Source organism: Acuticoccus yangtzensis, from assembly GCF_001927245.1.
Lineage (GTDB): Bacteria > Pseudomonadota > Alphaproteobacteria > Rhizobiales > Amorphaceae > Acuticoccus > Acuticoccus yangtzensis.
Genome location: NZ_MJUX01000001.1, coordinates 265,782 through 281,837, shown reverse-complemented (window position 1 = coordinate 281,837; position 16,056 = coordinate 265,782). Strand labels below are relative to the sequence as shown.

Below are 16,056 nucleotides of genomic sequence, written 5' to 3'. Positions count from 1 at the left end.
TTGTGGTCACCGGGCAGGGAGACCGCGCCCCGCGTCTCGCCGCTCGGCCTGGCCGTCCGCGCCGTCATGAAGAGGGCGGCAGAGGGTCCGGCGCCCATGCGTTTGCCCTCATATTACGAGCCGCTCGGGGCGCGACAATCTGTATCTCTCCCTCGTCCCGGGTGCGAAAAACTTGGCGGTTTTCCGTCCAAATTGCATCGGCGACGCCTAGGGAAAGGTCTGCTGTGTTTTTCGTCGCACCGGTTCCAGTCATCCGATCCGGATGCGCCTGCGTATTTGTGAGTGAAGTCGGCTCATCCGGGCTGGCAGCGTAGAAAAGGAGCAATCCAATGCGCATTATTCTTGCCACCATGACGACAGTCGCTTGCATCGGTGCCGCCGCGGCGCAGGAGCCGATGGTGGATGCGATGGACCAGAGCGTTGCGAACGGCATCGTCAGCGCGGAGAAAGTCGTGGCGGCCGAGAATGGTTGGCTTGTGGTCCACCGGACCGACGCGAGCATGGCGCCGGGACCGGTCGTCGGTCACGCGCCGCTGCGCGCAGGCGAGACCACCGATGTCGCCGCCATCCTGACCGAGCCGGTCGCGAGCGGCGACATGCTGATGCTGATGGTTCACTCCGAAGCCGGGGGCATGGAGATGGGGGTCTTCGAATATACGCTCGGCGCCAAGGAAGACGGGCCGATCAAACCCGGCGGCAACCTCGTGATGAAGACGATCACCGCGCAGTAAGGCTGCGCCCGGCGCTCCGCGATGCGCCACGCCCGCCCTGAGCGTTCCTCGGGGCGGGGTCCGGGTTCACGCCGCGTTCTGGGAAAATTGGCGAAAATCGGAATGCTATCATGGGGTTGTGCGTATGATGGCGCACCCGACAGGATTCGAACCTGTGACCTCTGCCTTCGGAGGGCAGCGCTCTATCCAGCTGAGCTACGGGTGCCGCTTGCGGGGACAGGTACCCGAAGGCGGGCCGTTCGGCAAGCCGTCAATCGAGGCGCTCCCCGCGAAAGAGCGCGGCGCTCCGCGAAGAGGACGCACCCCGCCGGAGCGGGCGCTCGAACGATGCCGCCCCCCTCCGGCGGGGGCGGACGAACGATGCCGCTCCCGCTTGGGCGGGGGCGGGCGGTTACTCGACGTCGGCGACGTCGCGGGTGGTGCCGAAGGCGCGCTGGGCGAGGGTGGCCTCCATGAAGGGGGTCAGGTCGCCGTCGAGCACATCGTCGGGCGCGGTGGATTCCACGCCGGTCCTGAGGTCCTTCACAAGCTGATAGGGCTGCAGGACGTAGGAGCGGATCTGGTGACCCCAGCCGATCTCGGACTTGGAATCGGCCTCCGCCTGCGCCTTCTCCTCGCGCTTCTTCAGCTCAGCCTCGTAGAGACGGGCGCGCAGCATGTCCCACGCCGTGGCGCGGTTCTTGTGCTGCGAGCGCTCGTTCTGACACGCGACCACGATGCCGGTCGGGATGTGCGTGATGCGCACCGCCGAATCGGTCGTGTTGACGTGCTGCCCGCCGGCGCCGGACGCGCGGTAGGTGTCGATGCGGCAATCGCTCTCGTTCACTTCGATGTCGATCCGGTCGTCGATCACCGGATAGACCCAGATGGAGGCGAACGAGGTGTGGCGGCGCGCCTGGCTGTCATAGGGCGAGATGCGCACGAGGCGGTGCACGCCCGACTCGGTCTTCAGCCAGCCGTAGGCGTTCTCGCCCTTCACCTCGATGGTGGCGGACTTGATGCCGGCCTCTTCGCCGTCCTGATACTCGATCGTCGACACCTTGAAGCCGGACTGCTCGGCCCAGCGCACGTACATGCGCAGGAGCATCGAGGCCCAGTCCTGCGATTCGGTGCCGCCCGCGCCGGAGTGGATTTCGACGAAGGCGTCGTTGCCGTCCGCCTCGCCCGACAACAGCGCGGCGATCTGCTTCTTGCCGAGATCGGCCTGCAGCGTCTTCAGCCCGGCTTCGGCCTCGGCGACCACTCCCGCGTCGTCCTCCATCTCGCCGAGCTCGATCAGCTCGACGGTATCGTCGAGGTCCTTGGCGATGCCGGAGATCGTCGTGATGGACGTCTCCAGGCGCTGACGCTCCTGCATCAGCCCCTGGGCGCGCTGAGGGTCGTTCCAGAGGTTCGGATCCTCGGAAAGGGCGTTCAGCTCCTCGAGGCGTTTGACGGCGTTGTCCCAGTCAAAGATGCCTCCTCAGCAGGCTGAGTGCCTGCTTGATCTCGTCTACGAGGTTTTCGGTCTCGGCTCTCACCGCGGGTCTCCTTGGTTCGGAGCTTCGATATCGTCCCGCGGTGCCCCGCGGCAAGGGTGAAGCGCAAATTGTCGCCGCCCCGGCCGCGATTGCGTCTATCCGGAAGGAGGATCGTCAGCCGATCATCGCGCGGATGCCGTAGGCGAGGGTCCCGACGGCGGCGACGCCGAGGATATAGAGCGCGACGAACCAGAGGACCTTCCTCAGTCTGCCGCCGCGGCGCGGTGCGTCACCCTCAGTGATAGCCCTTCTCCGGATCGATTTTGCCGCGGAAGACCCAGTAGGCATAGGTGGTGTAGCCGAGGATGATCGGCAGCAGCACGCACGCCCCCACGAACATGAAGAGCTGAGATTTATACGGCGAGGCTGCGTCGTAGATCGTCACCTCGGTGGGGATGATGTAGGGCCACATGGAGATGCCGAGCCCGGCGAAGGTGATGAGGAAGATGGCGAGCACGATGACGAAGGGCGCCGCGTCGTGGCCGCCGCGCGTCAGGGTGCGGAAGAGGGCGAGGGTGAGGACGCCGACGAGGATCGGCACGGGCGCGGCGAACAGGATGGCCGGCCAGGCGAACCAGCGTTCCCAATAGGCGGTGTCGAGATAGGGCGTGAACAGCGAAACGACGACGATGGACCCGATCGTCGCGAGGCCGAAGCGCCAGGCGAGGAGCCGCGCCTTCTCTTGCGGCTCACCGGCGAGCTTCATGTTCAGCCAGGTGGCGCCGAGCAGCGCATAGCCGAGCACCACGGCGACCCCGGTGATCACGGTGAAGGGGGACAGCCAATCCCACCAGGTGCCGCCATAGGCGCGCCCGTCGACCTCGATCCCCTGAAGGATGGCCCCCAGGATCACGCCTTGGGCGAACGCTGCGACGGTGGACCCGCCGATGAAGGCCGCGTCCCACAGGAAGCGCCGATTGTCGCGGGCGCGCCAGCGGAACTCGAACGCGACGCCGCGGAAGACGAGGGCGAGCAGCATGGCGATGATCGGCGGATAGAGCGCCGGCATGAGGATCGCGTAGGCGAGGGGGAAGGCGGCGAACAAGCCGCCCCCGCCCAGAACCAGCCAGGTCTCGTTGCCGTCCCACACGGGGGCGACGGAGTTCATCACGAGGTCGCGGTCCGACTTCTTCGGGAAGAAGGGGTAGAGGATGCCGAGGCCGAGGTCGAACCCGTCGAGCACGACGTAGATGAAGATGGCGGTGGCCAGGAGCAGGGCCCAGGCGACGGTGAGGTCGAAGCTGATCGCAAGGTCCATGCTTCAGGCTCCTGATGCGGCGGCGGACATGGGGCGGACGACGGCGGGGCGCGGCGGGCGGGCCACGCGGCGGTGCGGGGTGGTCATTCGGCGGCCCCGCCCTGGATAGCGGCGTCGCGGCCGACCTCGGTCGCGGGGGTGACGCCGGAGGTGCGCAGCGGCCCTTCCTCCTCGGCCCCGCCTTCGTCCATCCTCGGGGCGTGGTTGATCAGCTTGAAGATGTAGAGAACGCCCGCGCCGAACACGACGAAGTAGATGACGATGTAGGCGACCAGCGATGCACCCACCGCAGGCGCGCCCACCGGCGAGACACTATCGGCCGTGCGCAGCAGCCCGTAGACCGTGTAGGGCTGGCGGCCGACCTCCGTCGTCACCCACCCGGCGATCACTGCGACGAGGCCGGACGGGCCCATCGCCACCGCCCAGCGATGCAGCCAGCGGTTGGTGTAGAGCGTCCCCTTCCAGCGGTTCCACAGGCTGAAGAGGCCGATCCCCAGCATCAGGAAGCCGATCCCCACCATGACGCGGAAGGCCCAGAAGACGATGGGCACCGGCGGCCATTCCTCTTCGGGCACGCTGTCGAGACCGTCGAGCGGGGCATTAAGGTCGTGCTTCAGGATCAGGCTGGAGAGTTTGGGGATCTCGACCGCGTAGTCGACGCGGCGCTCCTCGGAATTCGGCCAGCCGAAGAGGACGAGGGGGGCGCCGTCGGGATGGCTCTCATAGTGCCCTTCCATCGCCATCACCTTCACCGGCTGGTGTTCCAGGGTGTTGAGGCCCTGCGAATCGCCGAGGAAGATCTGCACCGGGGTGACGAGGGCGGCCATCCACATCGCCATCGAGAACATCGTGCGGGTGGCGCGGTTCTTGTCGGCGCCGCGCAGCATCTGCCAGGCGGCGACACCGGCGACCACGAAGGCGGTGGTGAGATAGGCGGCCGTCAGCGTGTGGGCGAAACGGTGAAGGAAGGACGGGTTGAAGATGACCGCCAGCCAGTCCGCCGGGAGGAACTGGCCGTCTTCGCTGATCGTGTAGCCGGCGGGGGTGTGCATCCACGAGTTCACCGACAGGATCCACGAGGCGGAGATGGCGGTGCCGACCGCGACCATCAGGCAGGCGACCATGTGAAGCGTTTCGCCCACCCGCTCGCGCCCGAACAGCATGATGCCGAGGAAGCCGGCCTCCAGGAAGAAGGCGGTCAAGACCTCGTAGGCCATGAGGGGGCCGAGAACGGGTCCCGTCTTGTCGGAGAAGACCGACCAGTTGGTGCCGAACTGGTAGCTCATGGTGATGCCGGAGACGACGCCCATCGCAAAGACGAGGGCGAAGGGCTTCACCCAGAACTTCCACAGACGCAGATAGGCCTCGTCCCGCGTCCACAGCCACATGCCGTTGAGAACGGCCAGATAGCTCGCAAGACCGATGGAGATGGACGGAAATATGAAGTGAAAGGCGACGGTGAACGCGAATTGGAAGCGCGCCAGCAGCAAGGCGTCGAACTGGTCCAGCATGGGCGTCTCCGTTTCGTAGATTTCAGTAATTACTGAAATTAGTGGAAGGGCGTCGTCTACAACAATGCACAACCATCGCACAACCGCTATGCGTTTGCAGCAGGGCCATGCGGAGCCGCGTTTGCGCATGCCACAGCCTTATGGGCGAAAGATGACGCTACCGCGCAGGCCGCCCGGTCGGCAGGCGATCCGCACCGTGTGATGCCGCCGGTTTCGCCTGACCGCGGCCGGGTGCCATTGACGGCGGCGCGCTGGCGGTGGAAGTCACCTTGCCGTTCCACCTTCCACCTTGCGCTCGGCGGCCAGCGCGACGAGACCATGACGAACGTTCTCAGCCTCACCCTGTTCATTTGCGGCACCCGGTTCGCAGCGCCCGTTTCGGCGGCGGCGGGTTCGGCTTTGCCGCAGCCAGGGAAAGCGCTGCCGCGCCGTGTGCGTGCGGTGCCGATCACCGTGGCGCTGGTTCGCACGGTCAACGGCAACGTGCTCTTCGATACCGGGCTGGACGCGGCGCATCTCGCCGACCCCGTGCTGCGCGAGGCGCTTTTTACCGACCGCGGCATGGTGCGCCCGCCCGTGGTGAACGAGGCCGATGACCTTCGCGCGGTGCTCGTCGCGGAGGGGCTTCAGCCCGGCGACATCGACCTCGCCGTCCTCAGCCATCTTCATCTGGACAGGACGGGCGGGCTGAAGCATCTGCCGCGCGCCCCCATTCTCGTCGGTTCTGCCGAGCTCGACGCGGCGAGGGGTGAGCGGCCGGCAACGCATGGTTCGGCGGAAAGCATCGGGACGGGCCCAGGCGTCGAGGGCGGCGATAGCGCTTACCTTCCCGCCGATCTCGACCTCCCCGCCGCCCGGTTCGAGCGGCGGAGCGGCGACGGGGAGATCGACGACGGCCTCATGGTCCTCGCCACGCCGGGCGTCACCGCGGGGCATCAATCGCTCATCGTCACGCTGCCGCGGGGCGGTCCGGTGATCCTGGCGGGCGCGGCGCTGGACCGGCTCGCCGATGCCGGAACCGGCACGCCCCCCGCGGCGGCGCGGGACCCGGACGCGGCCGCGGCGTCGGTCCGGCGCATCGCCACGCTGTCGGCGGTGACGGGGGCGGGGATCGTCGCCGGTGAGGATGCCGCGCAGATGGACACGCTCGCCGGGCGCACGTTGACTTAAGGTTTGAAGTGAGGATCCGGCCCATGCCCGCACGAGCAACGGCGGGAGGTCGAGAAAGAGGCAGGGATGGCAAACCCGATCATTTGCGAAGTCACCCGTGGCGGGCTGGTCGAATCGATGCACCGCGGCGCCTACGTGGTGGTCGACGCGAAGGGGCGCATCGTCAGCCATGCCGGCGACATCGAGCGCCCGGTTTATGCGCGCTCGTCGATGAAGGTGATGCAGGCGCTGCCGCTGATCGAGAGCGGGGCGGCGGATGCGCTCGGCTTCGGCGTCAAGGCGCTGTCTCTGGCGGCGGCGTCCCATTCGGGCGAGCCGGGCCATGCGGCGTTGGCGGCGGAGATGCTGCAGCGGGCCGGGCTCGGCGAGGCGGACCTCGGCTGCGGGCCGCAGTGGCCTGACCGCATCAAGGATGCGGTGGCGGTGGCCGCCACCCGCGGCGGGCCGGCGCGCATCCACAACAACTGTTCCGGCAAGCACGCCGGCTTCCTGGCGACGGCGGCACACACGAAGGCGGACGTCGCCAGCTATCTCGACCCCGACAATCCCGTTCAGGCGGGGGTGAAGGCGGCGGTGGAGGCGGTGGCGGGGATCGCCATCGACGGCGGGCGCTGCTCCATCGACGGATGCTCGGCGCCGACCTTCGCGATGCCGCTGACGCACCTCGCCACCGGCTTCGCGCGGATGGCGACAGGGGCGGGCCTCTCCGCAGACCGGGCCGCCGCCGCCCGGCGCCTGCTGGACGCGGCGATGGCCGAGCCCTGGTACGTCGCGGGGACCGAACGCATGTGCACCGAGATCATGCGCCTCGCCCCCGGCCGGATCTACGCCAAGACGGGGGCGGAGGGCGTCTACGTCGCAGCCTTCCCGGAGGCGGGCCTCGCTCTGGCGCTGAAGTGCGACGACGGCACCACCCGCGCGGCGGAGGCCCTTCTGGCCGCGCTCGTCCTGAGGCACGGCGCGCTGGGGGCGGAGGCGGATGCTGCGCTCGCTCGTCTCACCGAACGTCCTGTGACGGACCGCAACGGCGCCCTCGTCGGCCACATCCGCGGTTACGCGCCGACCTGAGCGGCGCGGCGGCGCGGCGGACGGATCGGCGCCGCGTCAGGCGACGGTCTGGATGATGCCGAAGCATTCGAGCTCGGGATGGCCGGCATAGAGCGGCTTGTTGCCGCCGGCCCCCGCGTGCGCCTTGCGGAAGGCTTCGGACTTGGTCCAGGCGATGAACGCCGCCTCCGAGGCCCAGATGGTGTGCGAGGCGTAGAGCGTGTGGTCCTCCTTCTCGGGCCCCTTCAACAGGTGGAACTCCTTGAAGCCGGGGACCTCGTGCAGGTGGGTGTCGCGGCCGAGCCAGACGGCCTCGAAATCCGCTTCGGCGCCCTTCAGAACCTTGAAGCGGTTCATGGTGATGTAGGACATGGCACTGTCTCGTGTTGGAACGGGCGGCGAGAACACCGCGCCGCCGGGCCGAGGTCAAGCGTGCGGCGGGCGAGGCCGCATCAGCCCATCTGCGCCGCGGGGTTGAGGGTCGACTTTCCCCCCGCCGGCGGCACCTCGGTCATCTCGGCCCCGTCCTCGGCGGAGAGATTTTCGCGGATCAGCGGCCAGTTGAGCCACAGGAAGAGGATGTTGAAGACCGGCGCGACGGTCTTGAACCAGGCCCATGTCTCGACCGACGTCGTGCGCCAGACGGCCTCGTTCAACAGCGCCATCATGAACAGGAAGACGGCCATGCGGATGGAGAGCATCCACCACGCCCCGTCGGTCAGGCGGAAACCGTCCTGCAGCGAGGATTTGAGCACCAATCGGCCGTTGACGAGGAAGGCGAGGATCGCGATCGCCCCGCCGGCGTTCACGATGGTGGCGCGCACCTGGATATAATCGGGATTGTCGGACACGATGGTCATCGCCCCGAAGAGGGCGGCGAGGAGGACCATACCGGCCGGAATGAGCGGGAACCGGCGCTTCTCGATCCACGAATAGCTGGCCGCGGCGGCGGTTGCGACGACGAAGAGGAGCGTTGCCCCTTGCAGGTGGACCGCCTGGAGCGCGATGACGAAGACGATCGCCGGTCCGATCTCGATCGCAAACCGTTCGATGAGCTTGCGCTTGTTCACACGCTGCCAAGGGGTCTTGTCATCCATCCCAATTCTCCGGTCCGTTGGGAGAACGCGATGCCGCCTCAATTCGATCCCGTTTGCGTTTCCGGGCGCGCCCCCATAGATAGCGCCCAACACCTGAGAGGACGAGAATGCCCCTATTTTCCCGCTTCGATGACGACGATGAGGACGAAGAGAAGCTGAAGAGCCAGCAGTCGATCCCGGTCGACAAGCACCTCTTCGAGGCGCGCCAGGTGATGATCGTCGGCGGGATCACGCAGGATCTCGCCCGCGACGTGTGCCAGCGCCTCCTCGCGCTCGCTCACGTGTCGTCCGATCCGATCACCGTGATCGTGTCTTCGCCCGGCGGCCACGTCGAATCGGGCGACATGATCCACGACACCATCGGCATGATCGAGCCGAAGGTGAACATCCTCGGCATGGGCTGGGTCGCCTCCGCGGGCGCGCTCATCTACATCTCCGTGCCGAAGGAGCAGCGTTATTGCACGCCCAACACGCGCTTCCTGCTGCACCAACCCTCCGGCGGTGCAGGCGGCGTCGCCTCGGACATCGAGATCCAGGCGCGCGAGATCATCAAGATGCGCGAGCGTCTCGACAAGCTGTTCGCCGCGGCCACGGGCCAGCCGATCGAGCGTATCCAGAAGGACACCGACCGTGACCACTGGATGGGCGCCGAAGAGGCGGTGAACTACGGCCTCGTCGGCAAGATCGTCAGCCGCACGAACGAGCTGTCCTGATGGGCCCCGTGTTCGACGTCGCCGGCGTCTCCATCCCCAAGCTCGGCCTCGGCACCTTCAACATGGACGGTGACGTCGCCATCAAGGCCGTGTCCGAAGGGCTGAAGGGCGGCTACCGCCACGTCGACACGGCGGAGATGTACGGCAACGAGGTCGCGGTGGGGAAGGGGATCGCCGCGTCCGGTCTCACCCGCGGCGACGTCTTTGTCACCACCAAGGTGTGGCACGACCATCTGGACGACGCGGCCATGCAGAACGCGGCCGAGGGCTCGCTGAAGCGACTCGGCCTCGACTATGTGGACCTCTACCTCATCCACTGGCCGAGCCGCGACGTTCCGGTGGCCGAGGCGGTGGCCGCGCTCGGCAAGGTGCATCGCCGCGGGCTCGCCCGCGCGGTGGGCATCTCCAACTTCCCCGTCAAGCTGATCGAGCAGGCGGTGGCCGCGTCAGAGGTGGAACTGGCCGTCAACCAGGTCGAATATCACCCCTTCTTCGACCAGTCGGCGGTGCTGTCCGCGGTGCGGCGGCACGGCATGGGGCTCACCGCCTATTGCCCGCTCGCCCGCGGCAAGATCCTCAACGACGACACCATCACCGGCATTGCCGAGAAGCACGGCGTCACGCCGGCCGCGGTGACGCTCGCCTGGCTGATCGGCCAGGACGGTGTTCTGGCGATCCCCAAATCGAGCTCGCCCGAGCGGCTGATGGAGAACCTGAAGGCGCTGGACGTGACGCTCACCGACACCGAGCGCGCGGCGATCGACGCGCTGCGCAGCCCGGCCGGACGGCTCATCGATCCCGAGTTCGCGCCAGACTGGGACTGAGTGGGCCTCTTCGAGCTCCTGTTTGCCGTCCTGAAGCCCTCGAACACGGTCTTTCTGATCGCGCTCGGGGGCTTTTTGGCGCTGCTGTGGGGGTGGCGGCGGCTCGGCCTCGCGATGACCGGGGCGGCGTTGGCGCTGTGGGCGGCGATGGCCTATCTGCCGCTCGGCCGGGTGCTGATGATGCCGCTGGAGGCGCGCTTCCCGGCGCAGAGCGTGTCGGCGCTGGACGGCATCGTGCTCCTCGGCGGTTTTTTCGACACGGTCGACGTGGACCCGCTTTCGGTGACGTTGGGCGACGCGGGCGAGCGGCTGGTCGCCACCGCGATTCTCGCCCACCGCTTCGGCGATGCGAAGATCTTCATCAGCGACGTGGCGGAGGCCGCGACGGCGGCGGCGATGCTCGCCGAACTCGGCGTCGACCCGAAGCGCATCGAGGTGGAGGGGCGCGCGACGTCGACGTCCGAGAACGCGCGCTATGGGCGCGAGGTGTTCGCGCCGCGGCCGGACGGGGCCTATGCGCTGGTGACGTCCGCCTGGCACATGCCGCGCGCCGTGGGCGTGTTCCGGGTGGCGGGTTGGCCGGAGATGATCCCGGTGCCGGTGGACCCGGTGGTGCCGCCCGAAGGGGTCTGGTCCGACCTTCCGCTGCGCGCCGCGAGGGGCCTTGCCGAGATGGACTGGGCAGCACGCGAATGGCTCGCGCTGATCAGCTACCGCCTCAGCGGACGCACCGACGCGCTGCTCCCCGCCCCGCGTTGAGGCACGGCGCCCCGCGTGCGCGTTACCGTGCCTCGGGGACGGGTGAGGGGCGGCCGCCTCATCGGCCTTTCCTGCCTTGATCAAGTTACAGTTTTTCGGCTGCGGGCCCGCGAACGGCTTCCGTCCGGCGCGCGGGGCACTAAAGTGGGGCGACTTGAGCTTCAGCCTGCGGACGTCCCATGAGCTACACCATCATCATCGGCAACAAGAATTATTCGTCCTGGTCCATGCGGCCATGGCTGGTGCTGGAGCATTTCGGCCTTCCCTTCGACGAGATCATGATCCCGCTCGACACGCCCGAGACGCGCGCCTCGATCCTGAACCACTCGCCCGCGGGCAAGGTGCCGATCCTGCTCGACGGGAGTTTCGCCGTGTGGGACAGCATGGCGATCATCGAATATCTCGCCGAGAAGCACCCTGATCTCGGCATTTGGCCGTCCGATCCCAAGATGCGTGCCCGTGCCCGTTCCGTCGCGCTGGAGATGCACGCCGGCTTCAGCCCGATGCGTCAGGCGCTGCCGATGAATCTGAAGATGGTGAAGCGCTGGAAACCGCGCGGCGGCGGTCCGGTGGTGCGCGACATCGCTCGGTTCGAGGCGCTGATCCGCGACGGCGTGAACCGCTTCGGCGGACCCTTCCTCTTCGGCGAGTGGTCCGCGGCGGATGCGATGTATGCGCCGATGACCGCACGCCTGACCGGCTATAGCTGGCCGATGGAGCCGGCGACGGCGGCCTATGTCAGGGCGGTGCAGGCCGAGCCCGCCTATCGCAAATGGTACGAGGCGGGGATCGTCGAGCCGTGGTCCCACACCAACGCCGACAAGGCGTAGGTGTAGGCGCCGGTCCGGGCCGCGGGGTGGGGGGAAGCCTGGCTTTTCCCCGGTTCGGGCGCGGGACGGGGACAATGTTCGCCCGACCGTGATTATCCCCTTGCCACCCTCCCAATTAGCTCGTATACGGCGGCCTCCACTGAGGGCGCGTAGCTCAGCGGGAGAGCACCTCGTTCACACCGAGGGGGTCACAGGTTCAATCCCTGTCGCGCCCACCACCATTCCCTTACATTCGACAGTCTTCATCCTATCGCCGCCGCTTGATCGGCCGCGCTCGACGCGTTTGCGCGACGCAGAGCGATAGGGGACGCTGAAGATGGCGCCCGGCGCAGGTCATCCCCACGCCTGAAATTGTCGTTATATCACCCATAGCTGCTATAACGAATGCATCGGGCATCCCGATGCGCCGCTTACTGTACCTTCTTTCAAATCATGATCGCCGATGGTATAGGCGAAATGCCGAGGGCGCGCGCTTCGCGGGTTGCGTGATCTGCGCGGACACTTCGCCGTCGGCTGCGTTTAACTTGAGTAATTGTGAAGTGGCAGGCGAATAGACCCGCGTTACTCGGGTGCCCCTGCCGCGCGCCGCGCGACGCCTGGCCGGCCGCACGGCGGGAAAGGCGAAGGCTGAGGGATGAACGAGGATCCGACCCAAGGCGACGATCTCATCGTCCTCGACGGGTCCAACGACACCGTCGCCGCGGAAGGCGGTAACGATACCGTGGTCGGCGGGGCGGGTGGCGACCTCATCGAAGGGGACGCCGGCAACGACTATCTGACCGACGACAACGTCGACGGGACGCCTGACACGCCGGCCTACAACACCACGGCCGACACCATCCTCGGCGGCACGGGCAACGATACGATCGTCAGCTATGGCGGGCCTGACTCGCTGGACGGCGGGGCGAGCGGCACCAACAGCCTGATCCTCGACCGTCGCGGCGACGGTGCGGCGCTGATGACGCGCTCCACCAGCGGTCCCGCAGCGTTCACCACGGCGGCGACCTTTACCGACGGCACGTCGATCGCCAACTTCTCCGAGATCCTGCTCTACGGGACGCGATTTTCGGATACGATCATCCTCGGCTCCTCGCAGGACACGGTCTATGCCGGCGACGGCAACGATACCGTCTATGGCGGCAGCAGCGCCGATGCGCTCTATGGCGAGGCCGGAAACGACCGCCTCGTCGCGACGCCCCTCGTCTATGACGAGCTGACCGAGCAGCCGCTCTTCAACGTGACCTTGGACGGCGGCGAGGGCAGCGACACGCTGATCGGCGCGGGCGGTGACGACGTCATCATCGGCGGTGCGGGCAACGACGTGGTGACGGAGGAGGGCGGCGCCTACGGCCAGTTCGGCAACGACTTCGTGCAGGGCGGCGGCGGCAACGACACGCTGGAATCGATCCGCGGTGCCGACACGCTGGACGGCGGGGCCGGCTTCGATACGGTGATCTACGACCGCTCGGACAATCCCGGAGGCCACATTTCGGGCTGGATTAACCCGGCGGTTACTGGTGGAGTGGTGATTGACGGGACCACGATCGTCTACCAGTTCAACGACGGTACAGTGATCCGCAATATCGAAGCGGGGACCTTCATCCTGACCTCCCAAGATGACGACTTCACCGGCAGCAGCCTGGCCGAGAACATTTCGGGCGGCGCCCGGCGCGACACGATCTCCGGCAACGGCGGCGACGATACGATCGACGGCGGCTCGGGCAACGACGAGCTGTCCGGCGGCGACGGCAAAGACAGCGTATTGGGCGGCGACGGGGCCGATCTCATCAACGGCGACGAGGGCCACGACACCCTGCGCGGCGGCGCCGGCAACGACACCATCTTCGGCGGCACCAGCAACGACCGGATCGAGGGCGGGGCCGACGACGACGTTCTGAACGGCGGCGGCGGCAACGACACGATCATCGGCGGGGCGGGGCGCGACACGGTCAGCTATGTCGGCATCAACGCGAACGTGCGCGTGGACCTGAACGCGGCGACGATCAACGCCCAGGGTGTCGACGTCGTCAGCCAGGTCGAGAACATCGAGACCGGCAACGGCCACGACACGCTGATCGGCGATGCGGGTGACAACGTGTTGACCGGCAACGGCGGCCAGGACCACCTGCGCGGCAATGCGGGCAACGACACGCTGGACGGCGGCGACGGGGCGGACACCCTCGTCGGCGGCCTGGGCGACGACCGCTACATCGTCACCGGCAGCGCCGATACGATCGTCGAGAACGCGGGCGAGGGGCTCGATACCGTCGTCTCGAACGTCAACTTCACGCTGTTCGCGAACGTCGAGCGGCTGATCCTCACCGGCGTCGCGGTGATCGGCAACGGCAGTGACGAGGACAATTCGATCTTCGGCAATGACGCGGCCAACCGTCTCTCCGGGTTCGGCGGGAACGACTATCTCGCCGGGCGCGGAGGCAACGACACGATCGACGGCAGCACCGGCCGCGACACGCTGATCGGCGGTCTGGGCGACGACGTCTACCTCGTCGACAATGTCGCGGACATCATCGTCGAAGAGGCGGGCGAGGGTTATGAGCGCGTCGTGGCCAGCGTCAGCTACACGCTGGGCGACAATCTGGAGCGGCTGGAGCTGGCCGGCGGTGTGGCGAGCGGCACCGGCAACGGGCTCGACAACGTCATCATCGGCAACGCCTCCGGCAACGCGCTCGACGGCGGTGCGGGCAACGATTCCCTCGTCGGCGGCGGGGGCGACGATTCGATCAATGGTGGCGCCGGCGCCGACACCATGCGCGGCGGCAGCGGCGACGACGACTATGTCGTGGGGCTCGCAGGCGACGTCGTGCACGAAGCGTCGGGCGAGGGCTATGACAGCGTCCTCTCCTACGTCTCGAACTACCGCCTGACCGCCAATGTGGAGCAGCTCACGCTGGCCGGGAACGCCACGGCCGGGTACGGCAACGCGGCCGCCAACGTCATCATCGGCAACGACCTCGACAATTATCTGCGCGGCGAAGAGGGCGCGGACGACCTGCAAGGCGGGCTCGGCGCCGATACGCTGGTCGGAGGCGACGGCGACGATACGCTGAACGGCGGCGCGGGCATCGACTCCATGGTGGGGGGGCTCGGCGACGATTTCTACATCGTCGGCCTGACCGAGGACGTGGTGGGCGAATATGCCGGCGAGGGCACGGACACGGTGCTGTCCTATGCCGAGGGCTACGGTCTCGGCGCCTACGTGGAAAACCTGACGCTCGGCGGGTCGATCCTGTCCGGCACGGGCAACGACCTCGACAACGCCGTCATCGGCAACGGTGCGGACAACCAGCTCTTCGGCGGCGACGGCAACGATACGCTTCAGGGCGACGACGGCGACGACCTGCTGAACGGCGGGGCGGGGCGCGATGTCATGGTCGGCGGGCGCGGCGACGACATCTATGTGGTCGACACGCCGAACGACGAGGTGGTGGAAACGAGCGGGCAGGGAACGGACCGCGTGATCGCCGCCGTCGCCAACTATACGCTGACCGATTTCGTCGAGGAGCTGGTGCTCGGAGGTGGCGTCAACTCCGGCTACGGCAACGAACTCGCGAACCTCATCGAGGGCAACGGGCTCGACAATTATGTCCGCGGCGAGGGCGGGGCGGACACAATCAGCACCGGCCTCGGCAACGACACGCTGGTGGGCGGGGACGGCAACGACACGCTGACGGGCGGCGCCGGGCAGGACACCTATGCCTTGGGCGCCGGACGCGACCGGGTGGTGATCGGCGACGGCGATTCCGGTGTGGCGGCCAGCGCGCGCGACATCATCCGCGATTTCGTCATCGGCGAGGATCTCATCGACCTTTCGGCGGTGGACGCCGACACGACCACGGCCGGCAACCAGGCCTTCGTCTTCGCCGGGGCGGGGACGCTGCCGGGCCTGGGCGAGGTTTCGGTGGCGATCATCGACAACGTCACCATCGTTTCGGCCAATACGGATGCGGATCTGGTGCCGGAGCTGCGGATCGAGCTGACGGGCGTCTTGAGCCTCACCGCGTCCGACTTCCTGCTCTGACCGTGCTACTCTGACCGGCGCCCGGTCCCAGCCGGGGCGCGGAGGACGGGGGATCCTCTCCTAGGCCGGGGCCACGTCCTGGCCCGTCGCCGCGCCGCGTGGATCGCCGCCCGACCGCCGCTGTTGCTGCGGCGCACCGCATGACGGCGAGCGATTTCCGTCTTTCAAATTCCACCGGCGGAGGAAAGCCTCGGGTAAGGGTTCGCGCTCATCCATGGGGGCCTCAGGTCATTATTCCTTGGTGTGCGGAGGCGGGTCCCGTGTGGGGTATCGGTCATTTCGGAACGGCAACGTCGGCCACGACGGAAAGCGTGTGGCCGAAAGTGAGAACCGGCCTCGTGGCCGCGGCGGCGCCGCTGCGGGCGCTGGTGGCGGCCCGCTACCTGCCGGAAAAGCACTATATGCGCGGGCCCGGTCCCGCGTGGCGCCGCAAGCACGGCGGGTGAGCCGAGAGGCGGCGTAGCGCCCGCGCAAGGCGCCGGGCCGCCCGACCGCGCTGTTTGACGCACGGCGGAACCGACATCGGCACGCAGGATTTGCCCTATATTCGCGGACAG

The 16,056-nt window shown here is 67.6% G+C and carries 13 protein-coding genes and 2 tRNA genes; 9 read left to right on the top strand and 6 right to left on the bottom strand.

From position 1 onward, the window contains the following. Positions 1-329 precede the first annotated feature (329 nt). Positions 330-731: a DUF7282 domain-containing protein gene (locus BIX52_RS01265; protein ID WP_075219205.1), complete on the top strand. Its 402-nt coding sequence runs from the start codon at positions 330-332 to the stop codon at positions 729-731. Positions 732-859: 128 nt separating this feature from the next. Here BIX52_RS01265 and BIX52_RS01260 read toward each other — a convergent pair. The 4 genes from BIX52_RS01260 to BIX52_RS01240 all read right to left on the bottom strand — a co-directional run bounded on the left by BIX52_RS01260 (position 860) and on the right by BIX52_RS01240 (position 5,020). After that, positions 860-936: transfer RNA gene (locus tag BIX52_RS01260), tRNA-Arg, on the bottom strand. 186 nt (positions 937-1,122) lie between these two features. Further along, positions 1,123-2,251, bottom strand: a protein-coding gene (prfB, locus tag BIX52_RS01255; RefSeq protein ID WP_108676378.1) for a peptide chain release factor 2 whose coding sequence is annotated in 2 segments (ribosomal slippage) — positions 1,123-2,181 and positions 2,183-2,251 — 1,128 coding nt in all. Because the reading frame shifts where the segments join, the coding sequence is not laid out codon by codon here. A 235-nt stretch (positions 2,252-2,486) separates the two neighbouring features. Beyond that, positions 2,487-3,509, bottom strand: a complete 1,023-nt coding sequence (gene cydB, locus BIX52_RS01245; protein WP_075219203.1) for a cytochrome d ubiquinol oxidase subunit II — start codon at positions 3,507-3,509, stop codon at positions 2,487-2,489. Positions 3,510-3,592: 83 nt separating this feature from the next. Continuing rightward, positions 3,593-5,020 (bottom strand): cytochrome ubiquinol oxidase subunit I, encoded by a 1,428-nt coding sequence (locus BIX52_RS01240; protein ID WP_075219202.1) that lies wholly within the window; start codon positions 5,018-5,020, stop codon positions 3,593-3,595. A gap of 318 nt (positions 5,021-5,338) precedes the next feature. Between BIX52_RS01240 and BIX52_RS01235 the strand changes: the two genes are divergently transcribed. Both BIX52_RS01235 and BIX52_RS01230 read left to right on the top strand, forming a co-directional pair. Continuing rightward, positions 5,339-6,190 carry an MBL fold metallo-hydrolase gene (locus BIX52_RS01235; protein ID WP_157956179.1) on the top strand — a complete coding sequence of 284 codons (852 nt, stop codon included), beginning with the start codon at positions 5,339-5,341 and terminating at the stop codon, positions 6,188-6,190. 66 nt (positions 6,191-6,256) lie between these two features. After that, complete coding sequence (locus BIX52_RS01230; RefSeq protein ID WP_075219200.1) at positions 6,257-7,258, top strand: asparaginase; 1,002 nt, start codon at positions 6,257-6,259, stop codon at positions 7,256-7,258. A 36-nt stretch (positions 7,259-7,294) separates the two neighbouring features. On the opposite strand, the gene hmuQ is transcribed toward BIX52_RS01230, so the two are convergent. Further along, entirely contained in the window at positions 7,295-7,609 is a 315-nt protein-coding gene (gene hmuQ, locus BIX52_RS01225) for a heme-degrading protein HmuQ (RefSeq protein WP_075219199.1), read from the bottom strand. Positions 7,610-7,689: 80 nt separating this feature from the next. Beyond that, entirely contained in the window at positions 7,690-8,334 is a 645-nt protein-coding gene (locus BIX52_RS01220; protein ID WP_075219198.1) for an inner membrane-spanning protein YciB, read from the bottom strand. Between the two features lie 107 nt (positions 8,335-8,441). Here BIX52_RS01220 and BIX52_RS01215 point away from each other — a divergent pair, with 107 nt between their 5' ends. The 6 genes from BIX52_RS01215 (at position 8,442) to BIX52_RS22350 (ending at position 15,499) form a co-directional block, all read left to right on the top strand. Further along, complete coding sequence (locus tag BIX52_RS01215; RefSeq protein ID WP_075219197.1) at positions 8,442-9,047, top strand: ATP-dependent Clp protease proteolytic subunit; 606 nt, start codon at positions 8,442-8,444, stop codon at positions 9,045-9,047. Then, entirely contained in the window at positions 9,047-9,871 is an 825-nt protein-coding gene (locus BIX52_RS01210) for an aldo/keto reductase (protein WP_075219196.1), read from the top strand. The genes BIX52_RS01215 and BIX52_RS01210 overlap by 1 nt, the downstream gene beginning before the upstream one ends. Next, on the top strand, positions 9,872-10,630 hold the full coding sequence (locus BIX52_RS01205; RefSeq protein ID WP_075219195.1) for a YdcF family protein: 759 nt from the start codon (positions 9,872-9,874) through the stop codon (positions 10,628-10,630). 179 nt (positions 10,631-10,809) lie between these two features. Then, the gene (locus BIX52_RS01200) at positions 10,810-11,460 is read left to right on the top strand and encodes a glutathione S-transferase family protein (protein WP_075219194.1); all 651 of its coding nucleotides are present in this window, start codon (positions 10,810-10,812) and stop codon (positions 11,458-11,460) included. A gap of 143 nt (positions 11,461-11,603) precedes the next feature. Beyond that, positions 11,604-11,678 (top strand) — tRNA-Val (locus BIX52_RS01195). Between the two features lie 416 nt (positions 11,679-12,094). Beyond that, a complete protein-coding gene (locus BIX52_RS22350; protein ID WP_083659920.1) occupies positions 12,095-15,499 on the top strand; it encodes a beta strand repeat-containing protein in 3,405 nt (1,134 codons plus the stop codon). The last annotated feature ends 557 nt before the right edge of the window (positions 15,500-16,056 follow it).

What these genes read in the sequence shown, in the direction of transcription:
- BIX52_RS01265 (WP_075219205.1), top strand. Translation starts at nt 330, where the DNA reads ATGCGCATTATTCTTGCCACCATGACGACAGTCGCTTGCATCGGTGCC.
- cydB (WP_075219203.1), bottom strand. Translation starts at nt 3,509, where the DNA reads ATGGACCTTGCGATCAGCTTCGACCTCACCGTCGCCTGGGCCCTGCTC.
- BIX52_RS01240 (WP_075219202.1), bottom strand. Translation starts at nt 5,020, where the DNA reads ATGCTGGACCAGTTCGACGCCTTGCTGCTGGCGCGCTTCCAATTCGCG.
- BIX52_RS01235 (WP_157956179.1), top strand. Translation starts at nt 5,339, where the DNA reads ATGACGAACGTTCTCAGCCTCACCCTGTTCATTTGCGGCACCCGGTTC.
- BIX52_RS01230 (WP_075219200.1), top strand. Translation starts at nt 6,257, where the DNA reads ATGGCAAACCCGATCATTTGCGAAGTCACCCGTGGCGGGCTGGTCGAA.
- hmuQ (WP_075219199.1), bottom strand. Translation starts at nt 7,609, where the DNA reads ATGTCCTACATCACCATGAACCGCTTCAAGGTTCTGAAGGGCGCCGAA.
- BIX52_RS01220 (WP_075219198.1), bottom strand. Translation starts at nt 8,334, where the DNA reads ATGGATGACAAGACCCCTTGGCAGCGTGTGAACAAGCGCAAGCTCATC.
- BIX52_RS01215 (WP_075219197.1), top strand. Translation starts at nt 8,442, where the DNA reads ATGCCCCTATTTTCCCGCTTCGATGACGACGATGAGGACGAAGAGAAG.
- BIX52_RS01210 (WP_075219196.1), top strand. Translation starts at nt 9,047, where the DNA reads ATGGGCCCCGTGTTCGACGTCGCCGGCGTCTCCATCCCCAAGCTCGGC.
- BIX52_RS01200 (WP_075219194.1), top strand. Translation starts at nt 10,810, where the DNA reads ATGAGCTACACCATCATCATCGGCAACAAGAATTATTCGTCCTGGTCC.
- BIX52_RS22350 (WP_083659920.1), top strand. Translation starts at nt 12,095, where the DNA reads ATGAACGAGGATCCGACCCAAGGCGACGATCTCATCGTCCTCGACGGG.